Source organism: Candidatus Macondimonas diazotrophica (assembly GCF_004684205.1).
In the GTDB taxonomy this organism is placed as follows: domain Bacteria; phylum Pseudomonadota; class Gammaproteobacteria; order UBA5335; family UBA5335; genus Macondimonas; species Macondimonas diazotrophica.
Map to the genome: position 1 here is coordinate 38038 of NZ_SRIO01000009.1, position 25845 is coordinate 63882.

Below are 25845 nucleotides of genomic sequence, written 5' to 3' on the forward strand. Positions count from 1 at the left end.
GGCACCCGCTGGCGATGTCATAGACCAGTACGCAGCATCTGCGTTCACGTCCATGAGCCCCGTTGTCGCGTTACGGGGCTGGCGTCACCAACCCACCGGCGGCAGACGGGCCGGCGTCTCGATCTGATGCTCGAGGATACGCCGAAACACATCCGGATCCTTGATGTGGGTGAGTTCGCCCGGACGTGGAAAATGCAGGTCGTGCAGGCGCGAGAGCCAGAACCGAAGCGCGGCGGCGCGCAGCAGCGACGACCAGGCTTCCGCTTCGGCAGGCACGAATGCACGCTCGCGGGCATAGGACTGGACCGCCGCCGCGGTCCGCTCCTCGTCCAAGCTACCGTCCTCGGTGGCACACCAGTCATTGACCGCAATGGCCAGGTCGAACAGAAGCACATCGTTGCAAGCGTAGTAGAAGTCGATGACACCCGATATGCGATCGCCATGGAACAGCACATTGTCCCGGAACAGATCGCCGTGGATGATGCCGCGCGGAAGCACGGCATCGCGCAAGCGCATCTGGTGATCGAGCTCGTTGGTCAGCAAACGCTGCCCGGCAGCATCCAGATACGGCAGCAGCACCTCGGCCATGCGCTGCCACCACTGCGGGCCGCGGCTGTTCGGCCGTTGCCGGCCGTAGCTCTGGCCGACCAGATGTAGCCGGGCAAGCATTTCCCCCATGGCCGCACACTGCGGGATAGTGGGTGTCAGCGCGCTGCGCCCCGGCAACCGCTGCACCAACGCCGCCGGCTTGCCTTTGAGCACGGAAAGAATGTGTTCGTTACGATCGGCAACCGGCGCGGGGCTCGGAATGCCGTGCGCATCGAGATGATCCATCAGGTACAGGCAAAACGGCAGTTCGCTGACCGGCAGGGTTTCGAACAAGGTCAACACCCAACGCCCGCCGCTGGTATTGACGAAATAGTTGGTGTTCTCGATGCCAGCCCGAATGCCTTGAAAATGCTGCAGATCACCGACGGTATAGGCGTCCAGAAACGCGATCAGCTCGTTGCGTTCGACCTTGGTGAAAACCGACATGAAACACCGAAAACGGGAGCGGGAAAGGCCAAAGCTTAGCGCAAGGCATCGCTGCAGGTGAAGCCGAGGCCCGGGGACTCGACGCCGGGGATGGCATCCGGTCTATGCTTGGCGCAGTAATCCCGCACAGGAGTGTTGCGATGGCCTTGTCCGGCTTCGAGCAGACTCAGTTCACGGATGGTGCGACCACCTTTCCGGTCTACCGCGCCGGGACAGGTCCCGGGGTGGTCGTCATCCACGAGATCCCCGGTATCACCCCGCAGGTCGAGCGTTTCGCGCGCCGTGTCACCGAGGCCGGCTTCAGTGTGGCGCTGCCCGAACTCTTCGGCACCGCCGGGCGCCCACTCTCGGGAAGCTATCTCGCAGCGTCGATGATGCGGGCATGCGTGCGGCGCGAGTTCCATGTCCTGGCCCGCCACGGCACGAGCCCAATCGTCGAGCCGCTGAAAGCACTCTGCCGCGCGCTGCACGCCGAACTCGGCGGGCCGGGCGTGGGCGTGTTGGGGATGTGCCTGACCGGCAACTTCGCTCTGGCCATGATGGTCGATCCGGTCGTCGCCGCACCCGTTCTGAGTCAGCCGTCACTGCCGTTCGGCATCACCGCCTCGCACCGCGCCGCCCTGCACATCAGTCCCGAGGATCTGCGATGCGTGAAAGGACGGGTGGCCGACGGCGCACGTGTGCTGGGGCTGCGCTTCACGCACGATATGGCCTGTCCCCGAGCGCGCTTCGATCATCTGCGTCGGGAACTGGGCGAGGGCTTCGAGGCCATCGAGATCGATTCGGGCCCCGGCAATCCGCACCGCATCCCGCGCTATGCCCACTCGGTGCTGACCAATGACCTGGTGGACCGGGAGGGACACCCGACCCGCGCGGCGCTGGATCGCGTGCTGCATTTTTTCAACGAACGTCTGAACGTCGCATGATCGCCCGGGCGGACGACCCTTCACACCCGTCTCCCGAGCCCGGCGCACCGCCGGCTCGAGGCAATCTCTGGCGCGACCTGCCGGCGCCGGGCAGCGCGGAGGAGATCCGGATCCTGGCCAGCCGGCCGGGCGCACGCATCGAGCGCATCGTAAGTCGGGCGCACGCCAGTCCACCGGATTTCTGGTACGACCAGGACGAGGATGAGTTCGTGCTCCTGGTGAGCGGGTCAGCCACGCTGACGCTGCTCGGCCCGGGAGACGAAACGCAAACCATGCACCTCGCCCCGGGCGACTGGCTGCACTTACCGGCGCACTGCCGGCATCGGGTCGACGCCACCGACCCCGACGAACCGACCCTATGGCTGGCGATCTTCTATCCGCCGGTCACCTGACATCCGGCAAACTCGGCCGACTCAGGCCTTGAGCGGCCGATACTTGATGCGATGGGGCGTATCGGCGGCAACGCCGAGGCGGCGCTTGCGATCCACCTCGTAGTCGGCGTAGTTACCTTCGAACCACACCACCTGACTGTCCCCCTCGAAGGCGAGGATGTGCGTGGCCACCCGGTCCAGAAACCAGCGATCATGCGAAATCACCACCGCGCAACCGGGGAAGGTGAGCAGCGCTTCTTCCAGTGCACGCAGGGTTTCCACATCCAGGTCGTTGGTCGGCTCGTCGAGCAGCAGGACGTTGCCGCCCGAGCGCAGCACCTTGGCCAGATGAACCCGGTTGCGCTCCCCACCCGAGAGCTCGCCGATCCGTTTTTGCTGGTCGGTGCCCTTGAAATTGAAGCGGCCGACATAGGCGCGAGAGACCGTCTCGTAGGTCCCGACGCGCAGAATGTCCTGGCCATCGGAAATTTCTTCCCACACGGTCTTGTCGTCATCCAGGCTCTGCCGACTCTGGTCGACATAGGCCAGCTCGACGGTCGGACCCTGGCGCAATTCTCCGGCATCAGGCTGTTCCTTGCCGGCGAGGATCCGGAACAGCGTGGTCTTGCCTGCCCCGTTGGGACCGATGATCCCGACGATACCGCCGGGCGGCAGGCGGAATCCGAGGTTCTCGAACAGTAGCCGCTCACCAAACGACTTGCGCAGGCCCTCGGCCTCGATCACCAGATTGCCCAGACGCGGCCCCGGCGGAATGTAGAGTTCCTGGGTCTCGTTGCGCTTCTGGAACTCTTGCGAAGCCAGTTCATCGAAGCGCGCCAGACGCGCCTTGCTCTTGGCCGTGCGGCCCTTGGGATTGCTGCGGACCCATTCGAGCTCAGCCTGCATGGCCTTGCGATGCGCCGATTCGGCCTTCTCCTCTTGGGCGAGACGCTTTTCCTTCTGCAGCAGCCAGCTGGAATAGTTGCCTTCCCAAGGGATACCGTGTCCGCGGTCGAGCTCGAGAATCCAGCCCGCAACGTTGTCGAGGAAGTAGCGATCGTGGGTCACCGCGATCACCGTGCCCTTGTAGTCGTGCAGAAAGCGTTCGAGCCAGGCAACCGATTCGGCGTCCAGGTGGTTGGTGGGCTCATCGAGCAGCAGCATGTCGGGCTTGGAAAGCAACAGGCGACACAGCGCGACGCGCCGTTTTTCGCCCCCGGACAAGGTCTTCACATCGGCATCCCACGGCGGCAGGCGCAGGGCGTCCGCCGCGATTTCCAGGGTGCGATCCAGTTCCCAGGCGCCGGCAGCATCGATCTTGTCCTGCAGCTCGGCCTGCTCAGCAAGCAAGGTATCAAAGTCGGCATCCGGCTCCGCGAAGGCGTTGCTGATGGCGTTGAAGCGGTCTAGCAGATTCTTGAGCTCCCGGATCCCATCCTCGACGTTGCCTCGCACATCCTTGCTCTCATCGAGCTCGGGCTCCTGGGCCAGATAGCCGATCTTGATCCCCGCCTGCGGACGGGCCTCCCCCTCGAATTCCCGATCGACGCCCGCCATGATGCGCAGCAAGGTGGATTTTCCCGAACCATTGAGGCCCAGCACGCCGATCTTGGCGCCGGGAAAGAAAGACAGCGAGATGTCACGCAGGATTTCCCGCTTGGGCGGGACGACCTTGCTGACACGGTGCATGGTGTAGATGTATTGGGACATGATCGGATTCCTGAAGGATTGCCGGTGCATCGCGCATGGCGATGGAGGGCCAGTGTACCGCGAGGATCGGGTACAATACGCCGTTTCGTCGCTCTCGCCCATCTTGCCAAGGAGTCGCCCCGCCATGTTCAGCCCCAGCATGCGGATCGCCGGGTTCGATGATGAACTGCAGGCCGCCCTGACCGCCGAAGCCCAGCGTCAGGAGGAACATCTCGAACTCATCGCCTCGGAAAATTATGCCAGCCCGCGTGTTCTGGAAGCGCAAGGGTCGGTGCTGACCAACAAGTACGCCGAAGGCTATCCCGGCAAGCGCTATTACGGCGGCTGTGAATATGTCGATGTGGCCGAAGATCTGGCCATCAAGCGGGCCTGCGAACTGTTTGGCGCCAGCTACGCCAATGTCCAGCCGCATTCGGGTTCCCAAGCCAACCAGGCCGTCTACATGGCGCTGCTGCAGCCCGGCGACACCGTGCTTGGCATGTCGCTGGCCCATGGCGGCCACCTGACCCATGGCGCCTCGGTGAATTTCTCCGGCAAGATCTACAACGCCGTCCAATACGGCGTGGACAGCGAAGGGCTCATCGATTACGTCCAGGTGGAAACGCTCGCACGCGAACATCGTCCCCGCCTGATCGTGGCCGGCTTCTCCGCCTATTCGCGCGTCGTGGACTGGGCTCGCTTCCGGACCATCGCCGACGAGGTGGGTGCCTATCTGCTGGTCGATATGGCGCATGTGGCCGGCCTGGTCGCCGCGGGCGTCTACCCCAGCCCCGTCCCACTGGCGGACGTGACCACGACCACCACGCACAAGACCCTGCGCGGCCCGCGCGGCGGCCTCATTCTGGCGCGCCCCAACCCGGAAATCGAAAAGAAGCTGAACAGCATCGTGTTCCCGGGCATCCAGGGCGGTCCCCTGATGCACGTCATTGCCGCCAAGGCCGTGGCATTCAAGGAAGCGCTCCAGCCGGAATTCGCGACCTATCAGCAACAGGTCGTCGACAATGCACGCGTGCTGGCGGCGGCCCTGGTCGAGTGTGGATACAAGATCGTTTCCGGAGGAACCGACAACCACCTGATGTTGGTGGATCTAATCGGCCGCGAGCTGACCGGCAAGGATGCGGAAGCCGCCTTGGGCGCAGCGAATATCACCATCAACAAGAATGCGGTACCGGGCGATCCGCGCTCGCCCTTCGTCACCAGCGGCATCCGCCTGGGCACCCCGGCCATCACCACACGCGGCTTTGGCGTCGAGGAGACCCGAACCCTCGGTCGCTGGATCGCCGAAGTGCTGGACCACCCGAACGATGACGCCGTGCTGAACCGGATCAAGGGCGAGGTTCTTGCCATCTGCCGGCGCTTCCCCGTCTACGGCGCGGATTGACCTGGGACCGGCGCAGCGATGCATTGCCCGTTTTGCGGGGCGGCCGATACCCGCGTCGTGGATTCCCGGCTGGCCGAAGACGGTACCCAGGTCCGACGCCGACGCGAATGTCCAACCTGCGGGGAACGCTTCACCACGTTCGAGCGCGCCGAGCTGGTGCTGCCGCGCGTGGTCAAGCGGGATGGGACACGTGAGCCGTTCAATGAAGACAAGTTGCGCAGCGGTCTGTTACGGGCGCTCGAAAAGCGCCCGGTCGGAGCCGAAGCGGTCGAAGCCGCTGTGAGCCGGATCCTGCGTCGTATCCGCGCCACCGGAGACCGCGAGGTCGCCACCGGTCGCATCGGTGAATGGGTGATGGACGAGCTGCGGGAACTGGATCAGGTCGCCTATGTGCGGTTCGCCTCGGTCTACCGCAGTTTCCAGGACGTGAACGCGTTTCGGGAGGAAGTGGAGCGGCTGCAGGAAGCGGCGGCGCCCACCCCGGCCGGAACGCGGCGGCAATTGTCGCTGCTGCCCGGGGGAACGGCCGACGAGGAAGCCTCCTGATGCAGCAGGCCGATGATGCCCGCTACATGGCCCGCGCCATTCGCCTCGCCGAGCGCGGCATGGCCACCACCCAACCCAACCCGCGCGTCGGCTGTGTGCTGGTGTCCGATGGACAGATCGTCGGGGAAGGCTGGCATATGCAGGCCGGTGCACCTCATGCCGAAATCTATGCCCTGCAGCAGGCGGGCGCGCGGGCGCGCGGCGCAACGGCCTATGTGACGCTCGAACCCTGCAGCCATCACGGCCGCACGGCACCCTGCAGCGCGGCCCTGATTGCCGCCGGGGTGACGCGGGTCGTCACGGCCATGGAAGATCCCAATCCGCTGGTGCGAGGAGAAGGTCATGCCCAGCTGCGCGCAGCGGGCATCGCGGTCACCGAGCAGGTCGGCAATCCGGCCGCGCGGCAACTGAACCCCGGCTATATTCAGCGCATGACACAGGGGCGGCCAAGGGTCACGCTGAAACTCGGTGCAACCCTGGACGGACGCACTGCCGCCGCGAACGGGAAAAGCCAATGGATTACCGGTCCGGCGGCGCGGCTGGATGTCCAGCACCTGCGCGCCAGAAGCGGCGCCGTACTGACGGGCAGCGGTACGGCGCTGGCCGACGATCCGGCGCTGACCGTGCGGCTGCCCGGGCATGGCGTCGCCCCGGATGGCCGGGTCGTCCCTTGGCATCAGCCGCTGCGGGCGGTGTTGGACCGGCGTCTGAGGCTGATGCCCGGCGGTCGGCTGTTCGGCCCGGGTGGCCGTCTGGTCGTCTATACCGCAGCGCCGGTACCAGAAAGCCGCGCCGAGGCGCTGCAGGACGCCGGCGCCGAAGTGATCGGCCTGCCCGAGCCGACTGATCCGGCCGCCGTATTCACACATCTGGCGAGCCTTGGGGTGAACGATGTGCTGATCGAGGCCGGGCCCACTCTGGCGGGCGGGCTCATCGCAGCTCATCGGGTCGATGAGCTGATCATCTATCTGGCGCCGTCGCTGCTGGGCAGCCACGGACGCGGCATGTTCGATCTGCCGGACCTCGTGGGACTGGATGCCCGCATTCCCCTGCGCATCCGAGATGTGCGCGCAGTGGGCGCGGATTGGCGGATCCGGGCGACGCCCGAACAGCAGGAGAAGGAGACGCATTGAGATGTTCACGGGTTTGATTCGGGCCGTCGGAACGCTGGCGGAATGCGAAGCGCGCGGCGGCGACGTCCGGCTGCGTATCGGCCATGCGCCCGACATCATCGCCGGCCTGGTGCCCGGCGCCAGCATCGCCGTGAACGGCGCCTGCCTGACCGCCACCTCTTACACTGCAGACGGTTTCTGGGCCGATGTATCGCGCGAGACACTGGACTGCACGACGCTGGGCGATCTCAAGCCCGGCGATCCGGTCAACCTGGAACCGGCGCTACGGCCCATCGACCCATTGGGCGGGCATCTGGTCAGCGGGCACGTCGATGGCATCGGCTGGCTCGTCGATCAGCACCCCGACGGGCGATCCTGGCGTCTGCGCTTCGAGGCGCCGGCTGAGCTCGCGCGCTACATCGCCGCCAAGGGATCGATCTGCATCGATGGCATCAGCCTGACCGTCAACACCGTGGCCGGACAACACTTCGAGACGAACATCATTCCCCATACCCGCGAACGAACGACCCTGGGCCAGTATCAGCCGGGCCAACGGGTAAACCTCGAAGTCGACCTTCTGGCGCGTTATCTGGAACGGCTGATGCAGAATCCGAGCGGCGAAAGTCGGATCACCGAATCATGGCTGGCACAGCAGGGATTCGCATCCCCTGCAGGAGAGGGATAAACCCATGGCGCTGAACAGCACCGAGGAGATCATCGAAGACATCCGCCGCGGCCGCATGGTCGTCCTGATGGATGACGAGGATCGGGAAAACGAAGGCGATCTGTTGATGGCAGCCGCTCACTGCCGCGCCGATGACATCAACTTCATGGCCCGCTATGGCCGTGGCCTGATCTGCCTGACGCTCACCGCAGAGCGCTGCCAGCAACTGCGTCTCCCACTCATGGTCAGCGCCACCGACGAGAAGCATGCCACCAATTTCACGGTCTCGATCGAAGCCGCCGAGGGGGTCACGACTGGCATCTCCGCAGCCGACCGGGCCCGCACGATCCAGGCCGCCGTCCGTGCGGACGCCGCCCCGACCGATCTGGTCACCCCGGGTCACATCTTCCCGTTGATGGCCCAGAAGGGCGGCGTCCTGACCCGCGCGGGCCATACGGAGGCCGGCTGTGATCTGGCCCGTCTCGCCGGGCTGGAACCGGCCGCGGTGATCGTCGAGATCCTGAGCGAAGACGGGACCATGGCGCGGCGGCCGGAACTGGAGCGTTTCGCAGCCGAACACGACCTCAAAATCGGCACCGTTGCGGATCTGATCCGCTATCGCCTCGAAACCGAGAAAACCGTGACCCGCTGCGCCGAATCGCGCCTCACCACCCGGTACGGCGATTTCCGCCTGGTGGCCTACGAGGATGCTCTGGATCGCACGGTGCACTTCGCCCTGGTGCGCGGCCATCTGGACCCCGAAACCCCGGCCTTGGTTCGCGTACATGTCGAGAACACGCTGACCGATCTGCTCAGCCTGGACGATTCCGAAGCCGGCTGGCCGCTGGACGCGGCGCTCGCCTACATGGGTCGGCAGGAGCAGGGCGTGCTGGTCGTGCTGCGCAAACCCGAGCCGCCGTTCACCTTGCTGCAGCGGGTCCGCGAACTCGGTATCCCGGGCCGTCCACCCGCCCATCGTCCGGGCATCAGCGGCGTGCTGCGCACTCATGGAATCGGCGCCCAGATTCTCAAGGACCTGGGCGTGCATCGGATGCGTGTCTTGAGCTCCACGCGCCGCTTTCAGGCCATCTCGGGCTTCGGTCTCGAAGTGGTCGAAGTCGTCGCACCCGATTGACCCGACTCTCTCCTTTTTCAACCCGCTCCTGAATACGGAATCAAGCCATGCCCGCAACAACCCTGCTCGAAGGCAATCTGGTCGCCACCGATACCCGTTTCGCGCTGGTGGCCGCGCGCTTCAACGACTTCATCGTCGACGCGCTGGTGCGGGGCGCCGAAGACACCCTGCTGCGCCACGGTGCCCGCACCGACCAACTGACGCTGATTCGCGCACCCGGCGCGTTTGAACTGCCGCTGGTCGTCCAGCAAGCCGCCCGCAGCGGCCGCTTCGATGCGGTGGTGGCCCTCGGCGCCGTGATCCGCGGATCGACCCCGCATTTCGATCACGTCGCGGGCCTGTGTGCCAAAGGCTTGGCGCAGGTCTCGCTCGAGTCGGCCCTGCCCGTCGCCTTCGGTGTGCTCACGGTGGACAACCTGGAGCAGGCGATCGAGCGTGCCGGGACGAAAGCCGGGAACAAAGGCGCCGAAGCCGCACTCTCGGCGTTGGAAATGGTCAACCTGCTGCGCGCACTTGGGACTTGAACGTGGGTAAAGCCAACAAACCCCGCAGCGTCGCCCGGCGCCGGGCCTTTCAGGCGCTTTACCAGTGGCAGCTCGCCGGTGGGACGACGCACGAGGTGATGAGTGATTTCCTGGCCGATCCGGACGGACCGGCCTTCGATCAGGCCCATTTCTCGGCCCTCGTTGCCAAAGCCATCGCCGATCCCGCGCATTGGGAATCGTTGATGGAGCGGTGGGTCACGCGCTCAACCGGCCAGCTGGACCCCGTCGAAAAGGCGCTGTTGATAATCGGCCTGGTGGAACTCGCCGAGTTCCCGGAAATTCCCTACCGGGTCGTGCTCAACGAAGTGGTCGAGCTGGCCAAGTTGTTCGGGTCCAAGCAAAGCCACGCCTTCGTCAACAGCGTGTTGGACAAAGCCGCACGGGTCCTGCGTCCACTGGAAGCCACGAGCGGGTCGGCGCGAGGCAGGCACGGATGAATGGAGCCACGCCGGAATTCGATCTCATTGGCCGATACTTTACCCGGCGTTCGCGGCGCGCCGATACGGTACTGGGGATTGGCGACGATGCCGCGTTGATTCAGCCACCTCAAGGCAGCTGGCTGGTGGCCACTACCGACACCATGGTCTGCGGCACCCACTTCCTGCCGGATGCGGATCCCCGCGACCTCGGTCACAAGCTCCTGGCCGTCAATTTGAGCGATCTGGCGGCGATGGGCGCCGATCCGGCCTGGTTGACCTTGGCGCTCACCTTGCCCCATATCGATCACGAATGGCTCACCGCCTTTTCTGCGGGCCTGTTCACGCTGGCCGAAACCGTCGATGCCGAATTGATCGGCGGCGACATCACCCGGGGACCGCTGGCATGCACCCTGCAAGCGCTGGGAACGGTCCCTGCAGATCGGGCGCTGCGCCGTGCCGGCGCCAAGCCGGGTGATGGCATCTATGTTTCCGGAACGCTTGGCGATGCGGCACTGGCGCTGGCCCTGCGGCTCGAAGGATCGGGCGTGCCGGCAGCCCTGGCCGAACGCCTCGACCGTCCGACTCCGCGCATTGCGCTCGGTCGCGCCCTGCGTGAATGGGCCAGCGCAGCGATCGACCTCTCCGACGGCTTGCTGGCCGATCTCGGGCATCTGTGCGCCTCCAGTGGCGTCGGCGCCACGATCCTGCAAGCCGATGTCCCCCGCTCCACCGCATTCCGATCCGCCGCGCGGGGCGCGCTCGATGCCGACTTGCCGCTGAACGGCGGGGACGATTACGAGCTGTGTTTCACGATGCCCGAGCACCATGCTGCTCGCGTGGAAGCGTTGACCCACGCAACTGGCTGCCCGATCACCCGAATTGGCTGCATCACGACCGAACCCGGTGTCCGTTGTCACGACGCAGCGGGCGAACCGATGGCCGTAACGCGCTCCGGTTTCGATCATTTCAACCCTGCAGCGCCATGACACGCAGCGCCAAATCCCATCGCCCCCCGAAACTCCCGTCCTTATGGCGCCATCCCGACCTGCTCATCGCCACCGGTTTCGGCAGCGGCCTCAGTCCATGGGCGCCGGGGACCTGCGGGACACTCGTTGCCCTGGGGATTTATCTGGCAGGACTCCAGATGCTGCCGGTAGGACCTTACGCGGCCTTCGTGGCGGCTGCCTTCTGGGCCGGTGCGTGGTTCTGCGAGCGAGCCGAGCGGCTGACCGCACTCCATGACCCGGGCATGCTGGTGGTCGATGAATGGGTGGGCTACTGGCTGGCTCTGCTTCCAGCCGTGGCGCAAGGAGCATCGGGCTGGAAACCGGCGCTCGCTGGGTTCGTGCTGTTCCGGATATTCGATATCGCCAAACCATGGCCGGCCAATGTCGCCGACAAACGCCTGCCTGGCGGGCTCGGCACCATGACCGACGACGTGCTTGCCGGCGCTTATGCTGCGCTCATCATGTTGATGCTGTTCTAAGGCGAACCTGGCGATTCACGCCGGATCTTGGATGTCCTTGACCCGCTCCACCACTGCATAGGCTGAGTGGTTGTGGATGGATTCGAAATTCTCCGATTCCACGGTATAGGCCAGCACCCGCTCGTCGGCGTCCAGTCGCACGGCGACATCGCGCACCATGTCCTCGACGAACTTGGGATTGTCATAGGCGCGTTCGGTGACGAACTTCTCATCCGGGCGCTTGAGCAGCCCATAGAGCTGCGCCGAGGCCTCGGTTTCGACCAAGTCGACCAGATCTTCGATCCAGACGTCCCCCTGGCAGCGAACCTCGACCGTGACGTGCGAGCGCTGATTGTGCGCCCCGTAGTCCGAGATTTCCTTGGAGCAAGGACACAGACTGGTGACGGGCACCACCACGCGGACCAGGGTCTGTGCACCGCCGGCGGGGGTGGAAACACCGGTCAGCGTGACTTCGTAGTCCATCAGACTGCGCACACCGGAAACCGGGGCGGACTTGTCGACAAAGTAGGGAAAGGCGATTTCCAGGTGACCACTGTCCGCTTCGAGCCGGCTGGTCATGCGCTGCATGAGCATGTTCAGGCTGTGCACGGTCAGAACGTCGTCGTGCTCCCCCAGGATCGCGACGAAACGCGACATGTGGGTGCCCTTCTGGTGGTGCGGCAGACTGACGTACATGTTGAGCCGTGCGACGGTGTGTTGCACCCCGCCGGAACGATCGGCCACGCGCAGCGGATGGCGGATGCTGCGAATACCCACACGATCGATGGCAATGCGGCGATGATCGGCGCTGCCCTGAACGTCGGCAATATCGGTGATGATAGAGGCCACCTGGCCCGGAACTTTCATGATGGCGTTATCCTCGAAAAACCCTGGTCTCGATGCCGGCACAACATGCCCTTCCCGAACGGTGCGCCAGTGAAGACCGTGACCTTTCGATCGTATAGCCTCGAGGCGCAAAGGGGAAGGGCGTCATTGGCGCTTGGGCGCATGCGGTCACGCCGCGTCAGGTCTCACTGTAGCGCACCTTGGCGCGGTCGGTTTCCCAGATCGTGATCGCCGAGACGCACACCCCAGCGCCACCAAGCGCTGTCGCCAGGCGTTGGTGGATATGGCGCGCGATCTGCTCAGCCGTGGGATTGAGGCGATCAAAGGGGGGCAGATCGTTCAGATGACGGTGATCCAGTTGCTCGGTGATGGCCCGCAGTGCGGCCTTGATGTCCTGAAAGTCGATCGCCAGATCGATGTCATTCAGGGTGTTGGCAACGACCTCTGCCTCCACCTTCCAGTTGTGGCCGTGCAGCCGGGAACACGGCCCGGGATGCCCGCGCAGGATATGAGAGGCGGAAAATTCGGTCAGGACAGTGAGGGTATAGGTGCCGGGCATAAGGGTCCTCTGGGGACCGAAAAAAGGCCACGTATTATGCGTGATTCCGCGGAGGATAACCAGACGGCATCATTGTCTCGCCACCCGCCCGAGGCAAAGAAGGCCAAGGGCGCGAACGCCCCTGGCCTTGCGGTAGCGTAGCGCAGGACCGATGCACCATCGGCCTGCATATGGCGTCTCTTACCGCTGCGGGTTAAACCCCAGGAAGGTGCGAGTGCGGGAGTAGGCCACATCCACCACGTCGATATCGGCGCCGCTTTCGACAGTGCGATAGGCATTGCCCGTGTAGTTACCCGTCGAGGTGTAGGTGAAAAACGGGGATACCGTATATTTGGTCACGAAATTCGACTCTCGCTCCACACCGCCCGGGACGTCGGTATAAGTAGCATCATACGTCGGAGACGTGAACTGGGTGTTGACCCCGACGCCGACTGTACGGCTGACGAGAACACCGGGAATCGTGAAAGCCTGACCTTGAACGGTGGCCAGTTCGACGTTGTTCATTTCGACCAGCTCGGCCTGCGCAGCCAGAGGGGCCAAGGCAAAAAGTCCTACAGAGGCAAGTTTCAGCTTCATCCTTAAATAACTCCGACAGTATTTAGAAAGTTCTTGGATCGTGAGTCTTAATATGCCAAGCATCGATACCCAGCACCTGTATGTATACATCCTTGCCCACCCAGGTGTCAAAACAATCTTAAGTAAAGCAACCTGAAATTTTTCTCCTAGCAAGTTGTTTTTTATTTTGAAATCGATCGTTCATGTAACTTTTCTTACACGACAAGCCCATTAAACCAGCCGATCATCAGCGTCGTTTTATTGACCCCGTCCGCCGGTGCTGTGCCATGCAAGTGCCACCCAGGAGTTCACCGGATCAAATCGCAGCTCACCGATTTATCGCCATGCTTGCTTCCAACATCACTGTTGCAGTGACCCCGGCGCCGGGCAAGCTCCAGTTCGCGGATTACAGCGACCGGTCCCACTCCCGGCAGATCGGCTTGCTTGCAGCCTTCGCGATTCTCGTAGACCACCAGCCCGGCAATTGTCGGCCACATATAGCCCGGCGAACCGATCATGCTGGCCGATGGATGACTGCGCTGCGGCGTGTGGAGTCTGGTCATACATTCGAGCCGCTTTTCATGATCCCAGGCCGAGACGGCCTGCCCATGCGGGTATCATCCAACTCGCAGGAGATGCCGTGCTGATTGTGGATGAAATAACGCGACAGAAAGCCAAGGACGCGGGAACGTCCCTGGCTTTGAGATCATCACAATGGCGCTATCCGGGTTGTGAATCCAGAATCAGCGCTCAGGATTGAACCACAGGAAGGTACGGGTGCGGGTGTAGCCGACATCCCACAGGTCGATATCGACATCACTGTCGACAGTGCGATAGGAATTAGTCGTGAAGTTGCCTGTGGATTGGTATTTAAAATAAGGGGTAACCGTATAGTTCGTATCGAAACTGGACGTGCGTTCGACACCTCCAGCCACGTCCGTATAGGTTGCATCATAAGTCGGCGGCGTAAAAACGGTTGTCACCCCCACGTCAAATGTGCGGCTGAACACAATACCGGGAATGGTGACCGCCTGACCATTGACGTCGGCCAGTTCTGTGTCCTGCATCTCGACCAGTTCGGCCTGAACGGCCATGGGGGCGAGCGCCAAGAGGCCCAAGTAACCAAGTTTCAGCTTCATAGGTACAGACTCCGATATGGGAAAAACGTCGTGCATCCATGCTGGATGAAGCATCGCAGCACACTTATGTATAGTTGGCCTCAGGTGTCGGGTCAAAGCGACGCCACAGATTCTGGCGACAGCGCACGAGGTCGACGGTGAGACGGCACCCACATCGAAAATCAATCGGACAATTGTGAAGCGAAAACGTCTTTACGGAGGGAAGAAGCACGCCGATGGCGTTGGCGAGGCGGGAGGAATTCCGACACAGGATGTGTTTTCAGATGGCGCTCGTGCAACGGGGGCGATGACCCGCCCCCGCGCATTTGAGACCGAACAGGATCGATACGCACAGCACATCGATCTCAAGCAGCTCAGTCGCTGTAGGAGCGTCCCCAGGAGAAACGTGGGGCGATATACTTGGTGCCGGCATCGTTGCCGACGACGACCGACTTGCTGTACCAGCGACCCGAGTAGAGGCTCGTCACGTCCTTGCTGCCACCAACTTCCCAATCGGTGCCGGAAGTGCCGCCCGCATACACTTCCTTCTGGATAGCGTAGCCGGCGACGATACCGGACCAGGTGGCGCTAAAATCAACGTTGCCCGACCACGAAAATGCCTGACCGCTGACTGCGGCCATCTCGGCATCCTGCATTTCCGTCATCTCGGCCTGAGCAGCCAGCGGGGCCAGGGCCAGGAGGCCTAGGGAAGCCAGTTTCATTTTCATGTCAATTCACTCCGGAGTTCAAGGAACAGAATTTTCAAGGGCGCCGCCGGAATCGACCGCGGCGCCCCTTTATCATCCAGCAGGGGCTACCGCGTCAAAGTGTCTCCGATCGCCAACAGGCGATACGTAGACCGGCGAACCTTTCCCTGCACCGGATCACTCACCAGAGGATGATCAATTCCGTCCCCAAGCCGTATAGCGGTATACGAACTTATCTCCACTGTCGTTGCCAACGGAGATGGAGCGATTGAGATAACGTCCTCCGGAAACCGGATTGGATACTTCGCTGCCCTGACCCAGTTCCCAATCGGTGGAGCTGAGCTTGTATCCATACACGTTCTTGTAGACATCAACGCCAGCGATGACTTTGTCAAACGTGAAATTGAAATCGAACGTAATGCCTTGACCGGAAACGCCGGCCAGCTCGGCGTCCTGCATTTCGACAAGTTCGGCATGGGCAGCCATTGGTGCCAAGGTGAGCAGAGCCAGGGAAGCGAGTTTCTGTTTCATCGGATGCCTCTTTGAAATGAAGGGTACTGGGATTCCACAACGGAATCCCGTCCAAGCCTGAATGACTTCGATGACGGTTCGATGATCGCCTCGGTTACCGGTTGATTGCCTTTCGTCCCCTGTTCGCAGTGAGCAGCCCCTCCAAAAAAGACACCCCGCCGAAGCGGGGTGTCAGATGGGAACCCAACGGGTTCAGGGCGAGTAACGACTTCTCAGAAGTCCATGCCACCCATTCCGCCCATGCCACCCATGCCACCCATTCCGCCCATATCGGCGGGGGCACCGTCCTTCTCGTCCTTCGGTTCTTCGGCAACCATGCACTCGGTGGTCAGCATCAGGCCGGCAATGGACGCGGCGTTCTGCAGCGCCGAACGCGTGACCTTCGCCGGGTCGAGAATACCCATCTCGATCATGTCGCCGTATTCACCGGTGGCGGCGTTGTAGCCGTAAGTGCCGTCGCTCTCGGCGACCTTGTTCAGCACCACCGAGCCATCTTCACCGGCGTTGCCGACGATCTGGCGCAGCGGTTCTTCCATGGCGCGCAGGGCAATACCGATCCCCACGTCCTGATCATGGTTGTCACCCTTGAGGTCCTTGATGGACTGCTTGGCACGGATCAGGGCCACGCCACCGCCCGGCACCACGCCTTCTTCCACCGCCGCACGGGTCGCGTGCAGGGCGTCTTCGACGCGCGCCTTCTTTTCCTTCATTTCAACTTCGGTAGCCGCACCGACCTTGATCACTGCCACGCCGCCGGCCAGCTTGGCCATGCGTTCCTGCAGTTTTTCGCGGTCGTAATCGGAGGTGGATTCCTCGATCTGGCGACGGATCTGCTCGATCCGGCCTTCGATATCCTGCTTGCGACCAGCGCCGTCGACGATGGTGGTGTTTTCCTTATCGATCTGGACTTTCTTGGCGTGACCCATATCGTCCAGGGTCGCCTTTTCGAGGGTGAGGCCGAGTTCCTCGGAAATCACCTGGCCGCCGGTCAGCACAGCCATGTCTTGCAGCATGGCCTTGCGGCGATCGCCGAAGCCGGGGGCTTTGACAGCGCAGACCTTGACGATGCCGCGGATGGTGTTGACCACCAAGGTGGCCAGTGCTTCGCCTTCCACGTCTTCGGCGACGATCAAGAGCGGCTTGCCGGACTTGGCCACTGCTTCGAGCACCGGCAGCATTTCACGGATGTTGGAGATCTTCTTGTCGTAGAGCAGGATGTAGGGATCGTCCAGCTCGCAGGACATGCTCTGTTGGTTGTTGATGAAATAGGGCGACAGATAGCCCCGATCAAACTGCATGCCCTCGACCACGTCGAGTTCGTTTTCCAAGCCCGAACCGTCCTCGACGGTGATCACGCCTTCCTTGCCGACCTTTTCCATCGCCTTGGCGATCAGATCGCCGATAACGGTGTCGGAGTTGGCCGAGATGGAACCGACCTGGGCGATAGCCTTCTGGTCGTTGCAGGGCTTGGACAGCTTCCTGACTTCTTCGACGGCAGCAGCAACGGCCTTGTCGATGCCGCGCTTGAGATCCATCGGATTCATGCCGGCAGCAACGGCCTTCATGCCTTCGCGCATCAGGCCCTGGGTCAGCACGGTCGCGGTAGTGGTGCCGTCACCGGCCACATCGGAGGTCTTGGAAGCGACTTCCTTGACCATCTGCACGCCCATGTTCTCGAAGCGGTCCTTCAGTTCGATTTCCTTGGCGACGGACACACCGTCCTTGGTCACCGTGGGGGCACCGAAGCTCTTTTCCAGAACGACGTTGCGGCCTTTGGGGCCCAGCGTGACCTTGACCGCGTTGGCCAGTACGTTGACGCCCCGCAGCATGCGGGCACGGGCGTCTTCACCGAATTTCAGTTGTTTGGCAGCCATTGGGAATTAACCTCCAGAATTAACAATCAGCCGGAACGGACGTTTCAGTTCAGAATCGCCAGAATGTCGTCTTCGCGCATCACCAGCAGATCCTGGCCGTCCAGCTTGACTTCCGTGCCGGAATACTTGGCAAACAGCACCTTGTCGCCGACCTTCACGGTCAGCGCGCGCACTTCGCCGCTATCCAGCGGCTTGCCGGTGCCGACGGAAACGACTTCGCCCTTGGCGGGCTTTTCGGCGGCAGAATCCGGAATCACGATCCCGCCGGGGGAAGTGCGTTCTTCCTCCAGACGTTTGACGACCACACGATCATGCAAAGGGCGAATGTTCATCTGAGGATCTCCTCGTCAAGTTGAACGCCGGTCGGCGCAATGGTTGCTGTGATGGGGTGCGTCGCATGGCGTTGCTAGCACTCACCGATCTTGAGTGCCAATAATAGCGGTCGAATCGGGTGAGTCAAGCCTCTTTGCCAGCCTTGTGCCGTAGCGTCGTTTGATGCATTTCAGTAGCCTTACCGTCCATGAATCCGTGCATGCGCATGGAACAGGCCGGGGAAACCGATGCGGCGCCGTCCGCACTGCCATTCCCGTTCTACGGAGGAACCGGAAAATGCCCAAACATCGGGACCAGGCCACTCCTGTCGACGGAGACGCTCCGCCCGTTCCGTGGCATGCCCTCGATGCGAGGACCCTTTCGACCCGTCTCGATACCCCGGTCGACGGACTCAACGAGGCCGAAGTCCGCAAGCGCCTCGAACAATGGGGTCCCAATCAGTTACCCCATGCACGCTCGACGCCGGCCTGGCGCCGTTTCGCGCGCCAATTCAACAATCTCCTGATTTACGTTCTTTTGATCAGCGCTGCCACCACGCTGGCCCTGCAACACTTCATCGACACCTCGGTCATTCTGGCCGTGGTCCTGGCCAACGCCCTCATCGGCTTCATTCAGGAAGGTCGCGCCGAGCAGGCCATCGAAGCCATCCGTTCCCTGATCGCGCCGCGCACCACCGTTCTGCGCGAAGGCACCCGCCGCTCGATCGATGCCACAGCGATCGTGCCCGGGGATCTGGTGCTCCTGGAAGCCGGCGATCGCGTGCCGGCGGATTTGCGGCTGCTGCACGCCAGCCGGATGCGCATCGATGAATCCTTGCTGACCGGCGAATCGGTCGCCATCGACAAGCAGGTGGATGCGGTCCCTCAGGGGGCTGGCTTGGGTGACCGGCTGAATATGGCGTTTTCCGGCACGCTCGTCGTCGCGGGACAGGGCTTGGGCATTGTCGTTGCGACCGGTATTCGCACCGAGATCGGCCGCATCAGTACCTTGCTGCGCAATGTACAGACACTCAAGACACCGCTGCTGAAAAAGATGGACCGCTTTGGCCGACAGCTGGCCGCGGTGATTCTTGGCGTATCGATGGCCGTGTTCATCGGCGCGCTCGCACGTGGCATACCTTGGGATGACGCATTTCTGGTCGTGGTCGGCTTGGCAGTCTCCGCGATTCCCGAGGGTCTGCCGGCAGTGCTGTCGATCACGCTCGCGTTAGGGGTGCGTCGGATGGCAGCGCGCCAGGCCATCGTCAGGCTCATGCCCGCTGTCGAAACTCTCGGTGCCGTGACGGTCATCTGTTCGGACAAGACCGGCACCCTGACGCGCAACGAAATGATGGTCGCGCAGATCGTCACGGCAGGCGGCGATATCGAGGTCACGGGTGACGGTTATCAGCCACACGGGGAATTTCTGCGCGACGGGCAACCGGTCGCACAGACCGAGGCTCAGGCCATTCGGGAATTGGCCGAAATGGCCGTCCTGTGCAATGACGCCGAACTCCAGGCCCACGATGGGCTCTGGAGCGTGAGCGGGGACCCCATGGAAGGCGCCCTGGTTGTACTGGCCCACAAGGCCGGACTGGATCCGCACACCGTGCGGGCCAACAATCCCCGCGTGTCGGAAATTCCGTTCGACTCGGTTCAGAAATTCATGGCCACGGTTCACCGGCTGCCCGATGGACGCCATCTGGGATGCGTCAAAGGCGCACCTGAGCAGGTACTCGACATGTGCGCTGCTCAGGGGTCGGCTGCCGACGCGGCGCCGCTTTCAAGAGCCGAGTGGGAAACCGCCATCGATCGTTTGGCCCATGCCGGTTACCGGGTGATGGCCGTGGCGGCCAGACCACTTACCAAAGCGGATTGTGCGGCCGATGAGGCCATACAAAACCTCACCCTGATCGGGCTGGTCGGCCTGCAGGATCCCCCCCGGCAGGAAGCGCTTGCGGCGGTGGCGGAATGTCAACACGCGGGCATTCGCGTCAAAATGATCACCGGTGATCATGTCGGCACAGCGATGGCCATCGCCCGGCAACTCGGCCTGCACGATGGTGACAAGGCATTGCTCGGCACTCGTCTGGAAAAAATGGATGACGAGGCGCTCCGAGAGGCGGTCCGGCACACCACGGTCTTCGCGCGCACGACTCCGGAGCACAAGCTGCGTTTGGTGCAAGCCCTTCAAGCCAACGGCGAGGTGGTGGCGATGACCGGGGACGGCATCAACGATGCGCCCGCCTTGAAACAAGCCGATGTCGGCGTCGCCATGGGCAAGAAAGGCACCGAGGCGGCCAAGGAAGCCGCTGAGATGGTGCTCGCCGACGACAACTTCGCCACCATCGTGACGGCTATCCGCGAAGGTCGCACCGTCTACGACAATCTGCGCAAGGTCATCGCCTGGACCCTGCCCACCAATGGGGGCGAGTCCCTGATATTCATCGTTGCCATCGCCTTGGGCCTCACCCTGCCGTTGTCTCCGCTACAGGTCCTGTGGATCAATACCATCACCGCGATCGGCCTGGGACTGGTGCTGGCCTTCGAGCCGGCAGAGCCGGCGGTCATGAACCGCCCACCGCGCAGGCCCGACAGCGGACTGCTTTCCAACTATCTGATCTGGCGGGTGATTCTGGTGTCGGTACTGATGGCGGGCGGAACATTTCTGGCGTTCGAGACCGCGCTGGCACTGGGGCGGGATCTGGAAACCGCGCGAACCCTCGCGGTCAACGCGATCGTGGCCATGGAAGCCTTTTACCTGTTCAATGTCCGCTTTCTGGACACCCGCTCGCTCTCACTGCAGGGATTGAAGGGAACACCGGCCGTCCTGGCCGGATTGTCGGCTATCATCCTGCTGCAACTGGCATTCACCTACACGCCGCAGGCCAGAATGCTGTTCGATTCCCGCCCGCTGGCCTGGCTGGACGGCGCAGCGGTCATCGGTACCGGCTTGGCCTTGTTTACCCTGATGGAGCTCGAGAAGCTCATCATCGGTCGTCGGTTTTCGGTCCACGGACAGTCACCACACGAGAAGCCTCACGCATGAAATCACGCGCCGCTGTGGCCTGGGAGGCCGGAAAACCGCTCACGATCGAGGAAGTGGACGTCGCCGATCCCAAGGCTGGCGAGGTACGCGTACGCATCGTGGCTACCGGCGTCTGCCACACGGATGCCTTCACGCTCTCAGGCACCGATCCGGAGGGCCTGTTTCCGGTCATCCTGGGTCATGAAGGCGCCGGGATCGTGGAGTCGGTCGGGCCCGGAGTGACCTTGGTCAAACCCGGCGACCACGTCATTCCGCTCTATACCGCCGAATGCGGACAGTGCAAGTTCTGCCGCTCGGGCAAGACGAATCTGTGCGGCGCGGTGCGTGAAACCCAGGGGCGGGGCGTCATGCCCGACGGCACCAGCCGCTTCGCTCTGAACGGCCATCCACTCCACCACTACATGGGCACGTCCACCTTCAGCGAATACACCGTGCTGCCGGAAATCTCGCTGGCGCGCATCGACCCCGCCGCGCCACTGGACAAGGTCTGCCTGCTGGGTTGCGGAATCACCACCGGAATCGGCGCGGTGCTCAACACGGCGCAGGTGGAGCCGGGTGCTACCGTCGCCGTGTTCGGACTGGGCGGCATCGGCCTGTCGGTGATCCAGGGGGCGGTCCTGGCCGGCGCCTCGCGCATCCTCGGCATCGATACCAATCCGGCCAAATTCCCAATGGCGCGGCAAATGGGTGCGACCGACTGCATCGATCCGCGCGCGCATGCCGACCCCATCCAGCAGGTCATCATTGCCATGACCGACGGCGGCGTGGACTATTCCTTCGAATGCATCGGCAATGTGAACGTCATGCGCCAGGCGCTGGAGTGCTGCCACAAAGGCTGGGGCGTCTCCACCATCATCGGTGTCGCCGGCGCAGGCGAGGAAATCGCGACCCGGCCGTTCCAGCTGGTGACGGGACGGGTGTGGAAGGGGTCGGCCTTCGGCGGCGTGAAGGGCCGCAGCCAGCTGCCGGGTTATGTCGAGCGCTATATTAAAGGCGAGATCCGCATCGACGACTACATCACCCACCGTTTCACCCTGGAGGAAATCAACCAGGCCTTTGAACTGATGCATGCCGGCGAGAGCATTCGTTCGGTAATCCTGTTTTAATCGCCCAAGCGAGGGCCGCCGGGTTCCGGCGGCTGCGGGGCGCAGGCCCGGCGCGTTGGCGGGACTGGCTTGTTAGAATGCCCTATTCTCAGCGATCCGCTGACAGAGGAATGTCATGACCATCGACAACCATACCCGGATCCTCGAGTTCCCAGAGCTGCGTGAAAACATCCGCACTCAGAAACTCGGTAACCGGCGCTTCGAGGAATGCAATGATCTGGACCGTCAAATCCGCCGGCTTGAGGACGAAGGCAGCCCCAAAGCCGATGAAACCATGGAAGCGCTGAAAAAGGCGCGCCTGGCACTCAAGGATGAGCGCTATCGGATGTTGACGACCTAGACTGCCTTGCGCCGCCCGGCAAAGCCTAGGCATTGACGCCATCCCCTACCCCACAGCACCCGAGCTTCCCATGAAACTGCTGCTGACCTACGGTCTCGCCCTCATGATTTTCCTCGTTCTGGATGCCGTGTGGCTGGGCTATCTGTGCAAGGACTTCTATCTGTCTCGCATGGAGCCGATCATGCTCGAACGCCCACGCATGGGCGCCGCAATGCTGTTCTATACCGTCTATGTCACCGGTCTGATGTATTTTGTGATTGTCCCCGCGCTGTCCACAGGGGGCTGGCATGCGGCGGCGGTGAATGGTGGCCTGTTCGGCTTTTTCACCTACCTGACATACAACGCAACGGCCTACGCGGTGATCAAGCGATTCGATCTTGGGCTTGCCGTGGTCGATGTCGCCTGGGGCAGCTTCATCGCCGCAACCGTCTCCGCGCTGACGGTGCTGGGAATTCAATGGTGGGATACCCCGTAGCGGGGACAGGTTCGAAGCAGCAGGACGCTCAACCTGCGATGCAAACCTGAACCCGGGCTTCACGCATGACATCGCAAGCCGATAAAACCGAAAGCGTCACCCGCGACTTTCTTCACTTGAACGAGGTTCCGAAGCCCATGTCCGAATCTTCAGCGCACCTTCACCCCATTCGCTTCGAGAGCGAGTCGACCCGCTACCGGACGGACTGGAACGGCGTTCCGCTGCGCGGCCACTACCTGATCGAGACGCGACGCAAAAACAACCCGCCACAGGGCGGCGTCCCTGTGGTCATCATCCCGGGCGGATTCGACCCGGTTCGCGGCAGCTTTGGGGATGCATTCATTCAAGGGTTGCTCGACCATCCGAGCGTAAGCGCCGTCTATGAAGCCCACTACGAACATCAAGGCCGTGGTGGCTATGTGGACATTGACTCGGTTCTTCACGATTTGCATCTGATGCTGACCGACCAAGAACAACGACCTTTACTGGTTGGAATGAGCCTGAGCACCTTCACCTTAAGCTGCGCGCTGCATGCTGTTGTGTCGGCAGGTCAGGCCCCCGCCGTCACGGGGCTGGTTCTGGTGGGGCCTTATCTAGCCGGCTACGAGACGCTGTTGGCCAAGGCGCTGGAACCATTTTACCGGCGCGAGAAAATGCGTCAGCGCATACTCAAGCACTGCGGTCATCCCTACCTGTTCGACAATACCGACCGATTGAAGGCATGGTGGAAGGGTGGGCCAGCCTTTCGGCATTTCCTTCAGAAAGCCAACTTCGCCGAATTTGCGGCCCATCAACATGCCAGCATGAAACTGGTCTATTTTCGATTGGACACGTTATCCAGACGCGGCCGCCTACTGTTCCAACGAGCGTTCAACGCCCATCTCCATCCCGAAGTGATTCCCGGTCACCACCGCGCACTGCGCTATCTCACCGAAGCCGATCCGATTCTCCTGCGAGCGTGCGACGCCCATTTGCGCGCCCAGGCTTTGGACCGGTTCCCGGCCTCACTGACCACGGTTTCAGAGTAAGGAGGTCAAGCCTGCTCGGCCCGTGGCGAGATCCAGAACCGATCCACCACGCGCAACAGCAAACTTAAGACGATACCTGCCAGCATGGGCGTCAGAACTTCCGGACTGTACCAGTGTAGCTGATCCGGATGGTAGGCCAGCTTGTCAATCAGGACATCGCCCAACCAGGCGTACACGACGATCTTGGGCAAGGAGCCGATCAGTGTTCCCAGTGCAAGATCTCGCAACCGGAGATTCATTACTGCAAGAAACCAGTTGACCGGCGGCAACGCAAAAAACAGCAGTCGCAGATGGATCACACTGATCAGTCCCCGATTGCTGAAATGACGCTCTACCGGATGCATGGCTCGCCCAAAAACACGCATGACGGCTGCCCGGCCGAAATGACGGCCGATCAAATAGATCAATATCGTGGCGATGTTGAGTGACAGGACTCCGAGGAAAATCCCGCCCAATGCACCATACAGAGCCGCGGCGGCCAGGACGATCAATGCACAGGGAACATTCAGGACAATGAACGCCACCCCCGCGGCTGCGAACTCAATCATCCCCAGAATTCCAGCCTCAGCGCGCCACAGGCGCAGGACCGTCAGATGAGCGCCAATTTGCTGACGATCAACGTAACGTCCCAAATCGAGCATGTAATAGGCCCATGCCATTAGCGCCAGCAGCATCAGCCCGATCAGGGCCCGCAGCCACCAGTTTTCTTTGGGGGCATTTTCGTCGTGGGGATCTGTCGGGGAAACGGTCACTGTCCCTCCATGCGCAACGTCCCGGGCAACAGGTAGCTGCTGTCGTGGATTTCCGGATGCAGGGCTAGCATCTGCTTGATGGTCTCCCGCTGCCGGGCATTCAATGCCGATTCGCCTGTGCTCGCCAAGACTGAGCCCGCCTGGGCATTTCGAGACAGGGTTCGCGCCATCCGCGCCGTGGCGATCTCATTGGCCGGGGGAAGCGCCAAGGCATCCAGCAAGCCCGGCATGATCCCAACCCCGTGGGCACACAGATCCTCATAACGGACCAAGGCCTGAAAAAATGCCTCCGACGTGCGCTGCAACGACAAGGCGTGATCCATTTTCGATAGCCAGGCGATGGTGAGAAACGCCGCCAGATCCTCCGGGATCCGATCCCGGTAGTGGGCCTGATTGTACAACGGTGCCAACGCACCCGGGTTGCGCTTCATGGGATTGATCAAGGCCAGCAGCCTGAGCACCACGGTTTCCAACCGGACCTTGCGAGCGACGCGCATCAATGGGACGCGCATCACCATGGCAAAGAATGAGTCCACCGTATCGATGGCATCTCGGTACAAAAACAGATGGCGCGAATCGGGCAGGTCGCTTGCCAGCAGGTCCGCGGCAAACACGGCCACGCCACGCAACTTGATCACCACCGACTGTGCCGCTGGATGCGTCGCGCACATGTTGGCGACCAATAGCCGCGTACATGCCGCTGTGATCGCAGCCAGTTGTGCTTGCTGTCCGGCGGATGCCCCATCGCGCAGCAACACGAGCTGACTGTAGAAATCCGGTTCCGAAACCGAGACCGTCTCGGCCGCATCGCCCAGCAAACGGCATAACAGAGTCGACCCGCAGCGACCTGTGCTGTGCAGGAAAATGACCGGCCTGCTGGCGATTTCGGCCGGCACCTCCGCGGCCAGTTGCTGAACGGTCGCGTAAGGAACCGCGTAGAGTGTGGTGGCGTGACGGCGCTGGGCCTCATAGAAGAATGGATGATCCTCCGTCAAATCGACCGTATCCGGTGCTTCGACAAAAATGACCCGTTCGCGCTCGGCATCCAGGCAATATGGGGTCAGACGGTGCTTGGCCGACGACCACACCTGCCGGAAATCAACCTCGCCCGCGGACCGAGTGCGAAAATCACCAGGATCGGCAAAGCCGTCGAGCAGGGTCCGCCGCTTGACGCGCACCACATGGTCAACCTTGCTCCTGCCGGGCGTCTTGGGCGCCGTCATTCCGTCGGATTCGGGCGAAGTGACTTTTTTCCGCTCCATCACGTTCATATCGATCATTCCCC

Annotated in this window: 29 protein-coding genes; 16 read left to right on the top strand and 13 right to left on the bottom strand. The window is 62.4% G+C overall.

Annotation, left to right across the window (positions count from 1 at the left end; all coding sequences use genetic code 11):
* Positions 1-84 precede the first annotated feature (84 nt).
* Positions 85-1035 (bottom strand): homoserine kinase, encoded by a 951-nt coding sequence (locus tag E4680_RS08055; protein ID WP_135281900.1) that lies wholly within the window; start codon positions 1033-1035, stop codon positions 85-87.
* 140 nt (positions 1036-1175) lie between these two features.
* Between E4680_RS08055 and E4680_RS08060 the strand changes: the two genes are divergently transcribed.
* A complete protein-coding gene (locus tag E4680_RS08060; RefSeq protein WP_135281901.1) occupies positions 1176-1961 on the top strand; it encodes a dienelactone hydrolase family protein in 786 nt (261 codons plus the stop codon).
* The gene (locus E4680_RS08065) at positions 1958-2353 is read left to right on the top strand and encodes a cupin domain-containing protein (RefSeq protein ID WP_135281902.1); all 396 of its coding nucleotides are present in this window, start codon (positions 1958-1960) and stop codon (positions 2351-2353) included. The genes E4680_RS08060 and E4680_RS08065 overlap by 4 nt, the downstream gene beginning before the upstream one ends.
* Positions 2354-2374: 21 nt before the next feature.
* Here E4680_RS08065 and ettA read toward each other — a convergent pair whose 3' ends face one another.
* Positions 2375-4042, bottom strand: a complete 1668-nt coding sequence (ettA, locus tag E4680_RS08070; RefSeq protein ID WP_135281903.1) for an energy-dependent translational throttle protein EttA — start codon at positions 4040-4042, stop codon at positions 2375-2377.
* Positions 4043-4166: 124 nt separating this feature from the next.
* On the opposite strand from ettA, the gene glyA reads away from it, so the two are divergent.
* From glyA to E4680_RS08115, 9 genes are read left to right on the top strand one after another with little or no spacing between them, the layout of a single operon-like run.
* Positions 4167-5423, top strand: a complete 1257-nt coding sequence (gene glyA, locus E4680_RS08075) for a serine hydroxymethyltransferase (RefSeq protein ID WP_135281904.1) — start codon at positions 4167-4169, stop codon at positions 5421-5423.
* A gap of 18 nt (positions 5424-5441) precedes the next feature.
* Entirely contained in the window at positions 5442-5969 is a 528-nt protein-coding gene (gene nrdR / locus E4680_RS08080) for a transcriptional regulator NrdR (RefSeq protein ID WP_135281905.1), read from the top strand.
* Positions 5969-7102: a bifunctional diaminohydroxyphosphoribosylaminopyrimidine deaminase/5-amino-6-(5-phosphoribosylamino)uracil reductase RibD gene (gene ribD / locus E4680_RS08085; RefSeq protein WP_240696154.1), complete on the top strand. Its 1134-nt coding sequence runs from the start codon at positions 5969-5971 to the stop codon at positions 7100-7102. The genes nrdR and ribD overlap by 1 nt, the downstream gene beginning before the upstream one ends.
* Before the next feature lies 1 nt (position 7103).
* On the top strand, positions 7104-7766 hold the full coding sequence (locus E4680_RS08090; protein WP_135281906.1) for a riboflavin synthase: 663 nt from the start codon (positions 7104-7106) through the stop codon (positions 7764-7766).
* Between the two features lie 4 nt (positions 7767-7770).
* Positions 7771-8880 carry a bifunctional 3,4-dihydroxy-2-butanone-4-phosphate synthase/GTP cyclohydrolase II gene (gene ribBA / locus E4680_RS08095; RefSeq protein WP_135281907.1) on the top strand — a complete coding sequence of 370 codons (1110 nt, stop codon included), beginning with the start codon at positions 7771-7773 and terminating at the stop codon, positions 8878-8880.
* A gap of 47 nt (positions 8881-8927) precedes the next feature.
* Positions 8928-9404, top strand: a complete 477-nt coding sequence (ribH, locus tag E4680_RS08100; RefSeq protein ID WP_135281908.1) for a 6,7-dimethyl-8-ribityllumazine synthase — start codon at positions 8928-8930, stop codon at positions 9402-9404.
* Positions 9405-9406: 2 nt separating this feature from the next.
* The gene (gene nusB / locus E4680_RS08105; RefSeq protein ID WP_167792444.1) at positions 9407-9862 is read left to right on the top strand and encodes a transcription antitermination factor NusB; all 456 of its coding nucleotides are present in this window, start codon (positions 9407-9409) and stop codon (positions 9860-9862) included.
* Entirely contained in the window at positions 9859-10830 is a 972-nt protein-coding gene (gene thiL, locus E4680_RS08110) for a thiamine-phosphate kinase (protein WP_135281910.1), read from the top strand. Before nusB ends, thiL begins: the two co-directional genes overlap by 4 nt.
* Entirely contained in the window at positions 10827-11330 is a 504-nt protein-coding gene (locus E4680_RS08115; RefSeq protein ID WP_135281911.1) for a phosphatidylglycerophosphatase A family protein, read from the top strand. Before thiL ends, E4680_RS08115 begins: the two co-directional genes overlap by 4 nt.
* Before the next feature lie 15 nt (positions 11331-11345).
* Here the strand turns inward: E4680_RS08115 and folE2 are convergent, their stop codons facing one another.
* From folE2 to groES, 9 genes are all read right to left on the bottom strand, one after another.
* Positions 11346-12176: a GTP cyclohydrolase FolE2 gene (gene folE2 / locus E4680_RS08120; protein WP_135281912.1), complete on the bottom strand. Its 831-nt coding sequence runs from the start codon at positions 12174-12176 to the stop codon at positions 11346-11348.
* 157 nt (positions 12177-12333) lie between these two features.
* Positions 12334-12714 carry a 6-carboxytetrahydropterin synthase QueD gene (queD, locus tag E4680_RS08125; RefSeq protein ID WP_135281913.1) on the bottom strand — a complete coding sequence of 127 codons (381 nt, stop codon included), beginning with the start codon at positions 12712-12714 and terminating at the stop codon, positions 12334-12336.
* 180 nt (positions 12715-12894) lie between these two features.
* The gene (locus tag E4680_RS08130; RefSeq protein WP_135281914.1) at positions 12895-13290 is read right to left on the bottom strand and encodes a hypothetical protein; all 396 of its coding nucleotides are present in this window, start codon (positions 13288-13290) and stop codon (positions 12895-12897) included.
* Between the two features lie 287 nt (positions 13291-13577).
* Positions 13578-13832, bottom strand: coding sequence for a hypothetical protein (locus tag E4680_RS08135; protein ID WP_135281915.1), 255 nt, complete (start codon positions 13830-13832; stop codon positions 13578-13580).
* A 180-nt stretch (positions 13833-14012) separates the two neighbouring features.
* On the bottom strand, positions 14013-14408 hold the full coding sequence (locus E4680_RS08140; protein ID WP_135281916.1) for a hypothetical protein: 396 nt from the start codon (positions 14406-14408) through the stop codon (positions 14013-14015).
* 353 nt (positions 14409-14761) lie between these two features.
* Positions 14762-15115: a DUF6160 family protein gene (locus tag E4680_RS08145; protein WP_135281917.1), complete on the bottom strand. Its 354-nt coding sequence runs from the start codon at positions 15113-15115 to the stop codon at positions 14762-14764.
* 174 nt (positions 15116-15289) lie between these two features.
* The gene (locus E4680_RS08150) at positions 15290-15625 is read right to left on the bottom strand and encodes a DUF6160 family protein (RefSeq protein WP_135281918.1); all 336 of its coding nucleotides are present in this window, start codon (positions 15623-15625) and stop codon (positions 15290-15292) included.
* Between the two features lie 212 nt (positions 15626-15837).
* Positions 15838-17499, bottom strand: coding sequence for a chaperonin GroEL (groL, locus tag E4680_RS08155; RefSeq protein WP_135281919.1), 1662 nt, complete (start codon positions 17497-17499; stop codon positions 15838-15840).
* A gap of 44 nt (positions 17500-17543) precedes the next feature.
* Positions 17544-17831, bottom strand: coding sequence for a co-chaperone GroES (groES, locus tag E4680_RS08160; protein WP_135281920.1), 288 nt, complete (start codon positions 17829-17831; stop codon positions 17544-17546).
* 277 nt (positions 17832-18108) lie between these two features.
* On the opposite strand from groES, the gene E4680_RS08165 reads away from it, so the two are divergent.
* The 5 genes from E4680_RS08165 (at position 18109) to E4680_RS08185 (ending at position 23808) form a co-directional block, all read left to right on the top strand.
* Positions 18109-20859, top strand: coding sequence for a cation-translocating P-type ATPase (locus tag E4680_RS08165; RefSeq protein WP_135281921.1), 2751 nt, complete (start codon positions 18109-18111; stop codon positions 20857-20859).
* On the top strand, positions 20856-21965 hold the full coding sequence (locus E4680_RS08170) for an S-(hydroxymethyl)glutathione dehydrogenase/class III alcohol dehydrogenase (protein ID WP_135281922.1): 1110 nt from the start codon (positions 20856-20858) through the stop codon (positions 21963-21965). The genes E4680_RS08165 and E4680_RS08170 overlap by 4 nt, the downstream gene beginning before the upstream one ends.
* 115 nt (positions 21966-22080) lie before the next feature.
* A complete protein-coding gene (locus E4680_RS08175; protein ID WP_135281923.1) occupies positions 22081-22305 on the top strand; it encodes an HP1242/YdcH family protein in 225 nt (74 codons plus the stop codon).
* Positions 22306-22375: 70 nt separating this feature from the next.
* Positions 22376-22780, top strand: a complete 405-nt coding sequence (locus E4680_RS08180) for a DUF2177 family protein (protein WP_135281924.1) — start codon at positions 22376-22378, stop codon at positions 22778-22780.
* A gap of 137 nt (positions 22781-22917) precedes the next feature.
* Positions 22918-23808 carry a hypothetical protein gene (locus E4680_RS08185; RefSeq protein ID WP_135281925.1) on the top strand — a complete coding sequence of 297 codons (891 nt, stop codon included), beginning with the start codon at positions 22918-22920 and terminating at the stop codon, positions 23806-23808.
* A gap of 5 nt (positions 23809-23813) precedes the next feature.
* Here the strand turns inward: E4680_RS08185 and E4680_RS08190 are convergent, their stop codons facing one another.
* Positions 23814-24560: a TVP38/TMEM64 family protein gene (locus E4680_RS08190; protein ID WP_135281926.1), complete on the bottom strand. Its 747-nt coding sequence runs from the start codon at positions 24558-24560 to the stop codon at positions 23814-23816.
* Positions 24557-25831: a hypothetical protein gene (locus E4680_RS08195; RefSeq protein WP_135281927.1), complete on the bottom strand. Its 1275-nt coding sequence runs from the start codon at positions 25829-25831 to the stop codon at positions 24557-24559. Before E4680_RS08195 ends, E4680_RS08190 begins: the two co-directional genes overlap by 4 nt.
* Between the last annotated feature and the right edge of the window lie 14 nt (positions 25832-25845).

What these genes read in the sequence shown, in the direction of transcription:
- ribBA (WP_135281907.1), top strand. Translation starts at nt 7,771, where the DNA reads ATGGCGCTGAACAGCACCGAGGAGATCATCGAAGACATCCGCCGCGGC.
- queD (WP_135281913.1), bottom strand. Translation starts at nt 12,714, where the DNA reads ATGCCCGGCACCTATACCCTCACTGTCCTGACCGAATTTTCCGCCTCT.
- ettA (WP_135281903.1), bottom strand. Translation starts at nt 4,042, where the DNA reads ATGTCCCAATACATCTACACCATGCACCGTGTCAGCAAGGTCGTCCCG.
- E4680_RS08145 (WP_135281917.1), bottom strand. Translation starts at nt 15,115, where the DNA reads ATGAAAATGAAACTGGCTTCCCTAGGCCTCCTGGCCCTGGCCCCGCTG.
- E4680_RS08090 (WP_135281906.1), top strand. Translation starts at nt 7,104, where the DNA reads ATGTTCACGGGTTTGATTCGGGCCGTCGGAACGCTGGCGGAATGCGAA.
- E4680_RS08140 (WP_135281916.1), bottom strand. Translation starts at nt 14,408, where the DNA reads ATGAAGCTGAAACTTGGTTACTTGGGCCTCTTGGCGCTCGCCCCCATG.
- E4680_RS08055 (WP_135281900.1), bottom strand. Translation starts at nt 1,035, where the DNA reads ATGTCGGTTTTCACCAAGGTCGAACGCAACGAGCTGATCGCGTTTCTG.
- groL (WP_135281919.1), bottom strand. Translation starts at nt 17,499, where the DNA reads ATGGCTGCCAAACAACTGAAATTCGGTGAAGACGCCCGTGCCCGCATG.
- ribD (WP_240696154.1), top strand. Translation starts at nt 5,969, where the DNA reads ATGCAGCAGGCCGATGATGCCCGCTACATGGCCCGCGCCATTCGCCTC.
- E4680_RS08065 (WP_135281902.1), top strand. Translation starts at nt 1,958, where the DNA reads ATGATCGCCCGGGCGGACGACCCTTCACACCCGTCTCCCGAGCCCGGC.
- E4680_RS08060 (WP_135281901.1), top strand. Translation starts at nt 1,176, where the DNA reads ATGGCCTTGTCCGGCTTCGAGCAGACTCAGTTCACGGATGGTGCGACC.
- E4680_RS08195 (WP_135281927.1), bottom strand. Translation starts at nt 25,831, where the DNA reads ATGAACGTGATGGAGCGGAAAAAAGTCACTTCGCCCGAATCCGACGGA.
- glyA (WP_135281904.1), top strand. Translation starts at nt 4,167, where the DNA reads ATGTTCAGCCCCAGCATGCGGATCGCCGGGTTCGATGATGAACTGCAG.
- E4680_RS08165 (WP_135281921.1), top strand. Translation starts at nt 18,109, where the DNA reads ATGCCCAAACATCGGGACCAGGCCACTCCTGTCGACGGAGACGCTCCG.
- nrdR (WP_135281905.1), top strand. Translation starts at nt 5,442, where the DNA reads ATGCATTGCCCGTTTTGCGGGGCGGCCGATACCCGCGTCGTGGATTCC.
- groES (WP_135281920.1), bottom strand. Translation starts at nt 17,831, where the DNA reads ATGAACATTCGCCCTTTGCATGATCGTGTGGTCGTCAAACGTCTGGAG.
- E4680_RS08150 (WP_135281918.1), bottom strand. Translation starts at nt 15,625, where the DNA reads ATGAAACAGAAACTCGCTTCCCTGGCTCTGCTCACCTTGGCACCAATG.
- E4680_RS08135 (WP_135281915.1), bottom strand. Translation starts at nt 13,832, where the DNA reads ATGACCAGACTCCACACGCCGCAGCGCAGTCATCCATCGGCCAGCATG.
- E4680_RS08180 (WP_135281924.1), top strand. Translation starts at nt 22,376, where the DNA reads ATGAAACTGCTGCTGACCTACGGTCTCGCCCTCATGATTTTCCTCGTT.
- E4680_RS08130 (WP_135281914.1), bottom strand. Translation starts at nt 13,290, where the DNA reads ATGAAGCTGAAACTTGCCTCTGTAGGACTTTTTGCCTTGGCCCCTCTG.
- folE2 (WP_135281912.1), bottom strand. Translation starts at nt 12,176, where the DNA reads ATGAAAGTTCCGGGCCAGGTGGCCTCTATCATCACCGATATTGCCGAC.
- ribH (WP_135281908.1), top strand. Translation starts at nt 8,928, where the DNA reads ATGCCCGCAACAACCCTGCTCGAAGGCAATCTGGTCGCCACCGATACC.
- thiL (WP_135281910.1), top strand. Translation starts at nt 9,859, where the DNA reads ATGAATGGAGCCACGCCGGAATTCGATCTCATTGGCCGATACTTTACC.
- E4680_RS08175 (WP_135281923.1), top strand. Translation starts at nt 22,081, where the DNA reads ATGACCATCGACAACCATACCCGGATCCTCGAGTTCCCAGAGCTGCGT.
- E4680_RS08115 (WP_135281911.1), top strand. Translation starts at nt 10,827, where the DNA reads ATGACACGCAGCGCCAAATCCCATCGCCCCCCGAAACTCCCGTCCTTA.
- E4680_RS08170 (WP_135281922.1), top strand. Translation starts at nt 20,856, where the DNA reads ATGAAATCACGCGCCGCTGTGGCCTGGGAGGCCGGAAAACCGCTCACG.
- E4680_RS08185 (WP_135281925.1), top strand. Translation starts at nt 22,918, where the DNA reads ATGTCCGAATCTTCAGCGCACCTTCACCCCATTCGCTTCGAGAGCGAG.